Below are 4,906 nucleotides of genomic sequence, written 5' to 3'. Positions count from 1 at the left end.
TTATTGCCTTTTGACATTGCTCACGATATAGTAAAATCAGTAGCTAAAACGAACCGTTTATTAGTAATTGATGAAGATGTTCCTGGTGGAGCAAGCGCTTTCATTTTACAAGAAATTATTGAAAATCAAAACGCGTACAAACATTTAGATAGCGCACCACAAACCTTAACTGCTAAGGCACACCGCCCAAGTTACGGAACGGATGGTGATTATTTTTCTAAACCAAGTGCCGAAGATATTTTTGAAAAAGTGTACGAAATGATGCACGAAGCAAATCCGAATAAGTTTCCGAAATTGTATTAATTAAAATAAAAAAAACAAGCTTCTATTTCCTTACATTCCTTATATGGTCAAACAATAAAACATATAAGGAATAAATAAAATATAAGTTTTAAATAAATCCAAATGGCAAACACCTACATCGCATACCATTTTACAATAAAACCTATAGAATTGGGTTCGCAAATTTTAATTGCTCAATTAGAAGAAACCACTTTTGAAAGCTTTGAAGAAACCGAAGAAGGCATTTCTGCTTATGTTCAAAAAGACGTTTGGTCTGAACATATTTTAAACGAGATTGAAATTCTTACGAATGAAAATTTCAAAATTTCATACACAACCAATGAAATTGAGCCCGTAAATTGGAACGAAGAATGGGAAAAAAACTTCTCTCCTATTGATGTGGACGGAATTTGCCACGTTCGTGCACCTTTTCATCCGGCAACTAATGCCAAATATGAAATCGTAATTGAGCCAAAAATGAGTTTTGGAACAGGGCATCATGAAACGACACATATGATGATTCAACATCTATTAGAGTTAGAAGTTGCCAACAAAAAAACCATTGATATGGGTTGTGGAACAGCCATTTTAGCCATTTTAGCTGAAATGAAAGGCGCGCATCCAATTGATGCTGTGGATATAGATAATTGGTGTTATTTAAACTCCATTGAAAATGCTGAACGTAACAACTGCAAACACATATCCGTATACGAAGGCGATGCATCTTGGTTAAATGACGGTCAGAAATACGATGTATTTATTGCCAACATCAACAGAAATATCTTATTAAATGATATGGCAACTTATGTAAACTGTATGAATGATAATGCCGTTTTATTATTAAGCGGATTTTATACAGAAGATTTCGAAGCGATAAACGAATGTTGTGAAAAATTAGGACTAACTTTTGAATCGAAAAAAGAAAGAAACAATTGGTTAGGTTTGAAATATAGTAAAAATTAGTAATTTTACATTATAATAAATTATTAGTTATGAGCACATTAACAGAAACATTAGAAGAAGTATTAGTTGAAGAAGCCATTGGTGTTAACAACGAAATTGTTTTATATAACGATGATGTAAATACTTTTGATCACGTTATTGAATCACTTGTTAAAATTTGCGACCATACTTGGGAACAAGCAGAACAATGTGCAATTTTAGTACATTACAAAGGACAATGCACTGTAAAAACTGGGGAATTACCAAAACTAAAACCACAATGTGCTTCCTTGCAAGATGCGGGTTTAAGTGCTGCAATCATATAAAAAAAATCGACCAATTGGTCGATTTTTTTTATACTACTTTGTCATTCTGAACTTGATTCAGAATCTTGAGTAATTAATTATAGAATCTGAAACAAGTTCAGATTGACAAGAAATACATTTTTTATGAAGTTATTTTTCCAAAAGCACAACTCACATACGATTTGGCTTTTGAAGTTAAAGTATTGGCTTCGCCATCTTCGGGATAACCGATATCTGCTAATGTATTCTTTACGACATCTAAAGTGTGAGCTTCTGAATATTCAAAAGTAACGGAATTGTCTTCCACTTCTATACTAACTTCGGAAACATCATCTAAAGAATTTAATTTTTTTGAAATCGTGTTGGCACATCCGCCGCATTTCAAATTTTGTATATGAACAATTGTTTTCATTTTAAGTATTTTATAAAGTAAATTTACAAAAAATATAAAGATAAAAACCTGATAAATATCACTTTAACATAAAATTAATGTGGCAATTTATTTTTCAAAATCCCATAAATATAAGTACCTAATAAAGCTCCTAATAACACAACGCAAATTGACAAAACACCATTTCCTATTAAAATAAAAATCGGACCCGGACAACAACCAACTAATCCCCATCCTAATCCAAACATGGTTCCACCAATAATATATCTTGAATAGGAAAAATCTTTATCTTGAATTTTTATTTCAGCGCCTTTAAAACCTTGAATTTCTTTCTTTTTTATTAGATAAATTCCTGTTACACCTACAAAAATTGCGGTTCCAATAATACCATACATGTGAAAACTTTGAAACATAAACATTTCATATATTCTGTACCAAGAAACGGCTTCTGCTTTAGTTAAAACAATTCCGAAAACAATTCCAACTATAAAAAACTTTACTAATTTCATTACGAACCAAAAATTAAAGGGATTAAAAAATGTGCCGAAATTAATCCGCCCAGAAAAAAGCCAATTACAGCAATTAAAGAAGGTATCTGCAAATTACTTAAACCAGAAATAGCGTGACCAGAGGTACAACCACCTGCGTAAGGCGTACCAAAGCCAATTAAAAATCCACCAAATAGCAAAACTAAAAATCCTTTTAATGTAAATGCGTTTTCTAGACTAAATAAAGCATCAGGACCTAATTTACCATTAGGAACATCAATATTTAATTGTTGTAAACTAGCAATTGTTTTTGGATTTATTTGAAGTACACTTGTAGTGTCCATCAAAAAATAAGATGCAATAAACCCCCCAACTATTGCACCCAAGGCAATAGCTAAGTTCCATTTTTGTTCCTTCCAATCAAAATCAAAATATTCGATTTTCTTTTTAGCAAATGTCATGCTACAGATGTTTCTTAAATTAGAAGACATGCCAAAAGTTTTACCAAAATAGGTTAAAACCAACATAATAAGTCCGATTAAAAAACCAGAAATAGCCCAGTGCCAAGTACCTTGAATTACTTCCATAATTTGTGAAATAGTATTTAATGAATTACTATATTTGTTTTCGATTTCAATTGTAACTATTTTATAAATAAAGAGTTCATTTGAAATTCAAGTAGAAACAGTTATTTTTCTGTTACAGACTTTTTAAAACCGACTTCAAAGATACAAAAAATGAATAAATTTAAAATAGAATTTAAATGGGCAATATACTACACTTTTTTAGGAATTATGTGGTTTCAACTAGAAAAATATTTAGGTTTTCATGATACAAACATTGCCAATCATCCTGTATTTACAAATTTAGTATTTATTTTAATATTCGGAATTTACATTCTGTTTTTATTAGATAAGAAAAAAAACTTTTTCAAAGGTATAATGACTTGGCAACAAGGTTTACTTTCTGGTGTGATTTTAGCTATTTTCGCTATGATTTTAACTCCCTTTGCTCTATATTTTTCGTTAAAATATGTAAATCCTGATTTTTTTACAAACATGATAAACTATTCCGTTTCTAAAGGGATGAAACTAGAAAATGCACAAGCTATGTTTGACATAACCGCATATATGATTTTTGCAACTTTTGGAACGTTATCTTTTGGTATCATATTTGCAGCATTAGCAGCATTACTTGTAAAAACAAAAAATAAATAATTATGAGAAAGTTGAGCCTCCTTAGTATCCTACTTATACTTTGCTTGTCATGTGTAAGTACAAAAAACACCATTCAAAATATTGATGACACAGCCGTGCTGCCTAAAATTGTTTTTGGACAATTTGAATTAGTAGAAACAGCATCCGACATGCAATACGGATACAGTGAATTTTATCCAATAAATCTAGGATTTTCTAGTTATGAAAACAGCAACAACCAAAACGTGAATCGTTTTTTCAATAGTTTTACAGGTATAAACGGCGAAAAAGTAACCTATAAAATTATAGAAACGTGTTGCCCATTTCCTAGTAAACACAATAAAATGGGTGCTGGAACTTTAGTGTTATATGAAATATATTTAGACGGAACACCTTCAAATAAAAAAATATACGTGAATACATTTGAAAAAGGTAAAATAATGTGCCCAAAAGGATTTTCAATTAAAAAAACTGCATCTTCTGATAACTAAACTCTTAACTTTATTATCTTTGCACCTTAAAATTTATCAAAATGAACTTAGACAATATTCCACAAATTAAACATACAAAAAGCGGTAATTTTTTCGTTTTAGCAGGACCTTGCGCCATTGAAGGCGAAGAAATGGCATTACGAATTGCAGAAAAATTAGTTACAATTACAGATAATTTACAAATTCCATTTGTTTTCAAAGGAAGTTTCAAAAAAGCAAATCGTTCAAGAATTGATAGTTTTTCGGGTATTGGAGATGAAAAAGCACTAAAAATATTAGAAAAAGTTTCAAAAGAATTTGGAGTTCCAACTGTAACTGATATTCATACCAACGAAGATGCTGCAATGGCGGCTGCATATGTAGATGTATTGCAAATTCCAGCATTTTTAGTTCGTCAAACGGATTTAGTTGTAGCAGCTGCCAAAACAGGTAAAACAGTTAATTTGAAAAAAGGACAATTTATGAGTCCGGAAAGCATGAAACACGCGGCTCAAAAAGTAAAGGATTGTGGTAATGATAACTTTATGATTACCGATAGAGGTACCATGTTTGGTTACCAAGATATGATTGTAGATTTTAGAGGTATTCCAACTATGAAAGAATTTGGAACTACTGTATTAGATGTTACGCATTCTTTACAACAGCCAAATCAAACTAGTGGTGTAACTGGAGGAAGACCAGATATGATTGAAACTATTGCCAAAGCAGGAATTGTTACAGGTGTAGATGGAATTTTTATTGAAACCCATTTTGATCCTGCAAATGCTAAAAGTGATGGTGCAAATATGTTGCATTTAGACTATTTTGAAGG

Annotated in this window: 8 protein-coding genes and 1 pseudogene; 6 read left to right on the top strand and 3 right to left on the bottom strand. The window is 31.1% G+C overall.

What is annotated here, in order from left to right:
- The 3 genes and pseudogenes from KA468_RS10675 to KA468_RS10665 form a co-directional block, all read left to right on the top strand.
- Nucleotides 1-303, top strand: a pseudogene (locus tag KA468_RS10675) (transketolase); the annotation flags it as partial.
- 102 nt (nt 304-405) lie between these two features.
- On the top strand, nt 406-1,245 hold the full coding sequence (gene prmA, locus KA468_RS10670) for a 50S ribosomal protein L11 methyltransferase (protein WP_291242917.1): 840 nt from the start codon (nt 406-408) through the stop codon (nt 1,243-1,245).
- A gap of 29 nt (nt 1,246-1,274) precedes the next feature.
- Entirely contained in the window at nt 1,275-1,550 is a 276-nt protein-coding gene (locus tag KA468_RS10665; protein WP_291242916.1) for an ATP-dependent Clp protease adaptor ClpS, read from the top strand.
- Nucleotides 1,551-1,671: 121 nt separating this feature from the next.
- On the opposite strand, the gene KA468_RS10660 is transcribed toward KA468_RS10665, so the two are convergent.
- The 3 genes from KA468_RS10660 to KA468_RS10650 all read right to left on the bottom strand — a co-directional run bounded on the left by KA468_RS10660 (nt 1,672) and on the right by KA468_RS10650 (nt 2,995).
- On the bottom strand, nt 1,672-1,941 hold the full coding sequence (locus KA468_RS10660; RefSeq protein ID WP_291242915.1) for a heavy-metal-associated domain-containing protein: 270 nt from the start codon (nt 1,939-1,941) through the stop codon (nt 1,672-1,674).
- A gap of 74 nt (nt 1,942-2,015) precedes the next feature.
- The gene (locus KA468_RS10655) at nt 2,016-2,429 is read right to left on the bottom strand and encodes a DUF6691 family protein (RefSeq protein WP_291242914.1); all 414 of its coding nucleotides are present in this window, start codon (nt 2,427-2,429) and stop codon (nt 2,016-2,018) included.
- A complete protein-coding gene (locus KA468_RS10650; protein WP_291242913.1) occupies nt 2,429-2,995 on the bottom strand; it encodes a YeeE/YedE thiosulfate transporter family protein in 567 nt (188 codons plus the stop codon). Before KA468_RS10650 ends, KA468_RS10655 begins: the two co-directional genes overlap by 1 nt.
- A 150-nt stretch (nt 2,996-3,145) precedes the next feature.
- Here KA468_RS10650 and KA468_RS10645 point away from each other — a divergent pair, with 150 nt between their 5' ends.
- From KA468_RS10645 to kdsA, 3 genes are all read left to right on the top strand, one after another.
- Nucleotides 3,146-3,625 (top strand): DUF4199 domain-containing protein, encoded by a 480-nt coding sequence (locus tag KA468_RS10645; protein WP_291242912.1) that lies wholly within the window; start codon nt 3,146-3,148, stop codon nt 3,623-3,625.
- A 2-nt stretch (nt 3,626-3,627) separates the two neighbouring features.
- The gene (locus KA468_RS10640) at nt 3,628-4,095 is read left to right on the top strand and encodes a 2-dehydro-3-deoxyphosphooctonate aldolase (RefSeq protein WP_291242911.1); all 468 of its coding nucleotides are present in this window, start codon (nt 3,628-3,630) and stop codon (nt 4,093-4,095) included.
- Nucleotides 4,096-4,136: 41 nt separating this feature from the next.
- Nucleotides 4,137-4,906 (top strand): 3-deoxy-8-phosphooctulonate synthase (gene kdsA, locus KA468_RS10635; RefSeq protein ID WP_291242910.1); only part of this gene is annotated, 770 nt, incomplete at its 3' end.

The sequence above is a fragment of the Flavobacterium sp. genome (genome assembly GCF_017985075.1).
In the GTDB taxonomy this organism is placed as follows: domain Bacteria; phylum Bacteroidota; class Bacteroidia; order Flavobacteriales; family Flavobacteriaceae; genus Flavobacterium.
This window is presented reverse-complemented; position numbering and strand designations above follow the sequence as displayed.

What these genes read in the sequence shown, in the direction of transcription:
- prmA (WP_291242917.1), top strand. Translation starts at nt 406, where the DNA reads ATGGCAAACACCTACATCGCATACCATTTTACAATAAAACCTATAGAA.
- KA468_RS10665 (WP_291242916.1), top strand. Translation starts at nt 1,275, where the DNA reads ATGAGCACATTAACAGAAACATTAGAAGAAGTATTAGTTGAAGAAGCC.
- KA468_RS10660 (WP_291242915.1), bottom strand. Translation starts at nt 1,941, where the DNA reads ATGAAAACAATTGTTCATATACAAAATTTGAAATGCGGCGGATGTGCC.
- KA468_RS10655 (WP_291242914.1), bottom strand. Translation starts at nt 2,429, where the DNA reads ATGAAATTAGTAAAGTTTTTTATAGTTGGAATTGTTTTCGGAATTGTT.
- KA468_RS10650 (WP_291242913.1), bottom strand. Translation starts at nt 2,995, where the DNA reads ATGGAAGTAATTCAAGGTACTTGGCACTGGGCTATTTCTGGTTTTTTA.
- KA468_RS10645 (WP_291242912.1), top strand. Translation starts at nt 3,146, where the DNA reads ATGAATAAATTTAAAATAGAATTTAAATGGGCAATATACTACACTTTT.
- KA468_RS10640 (WP_291242911.1), top strand. Translation starts at nt 3,628, where the DNA reads ATGAGAAAGTTGAGCCTCCTTAGTATCCTACTTATACTTTGCTTGTCA.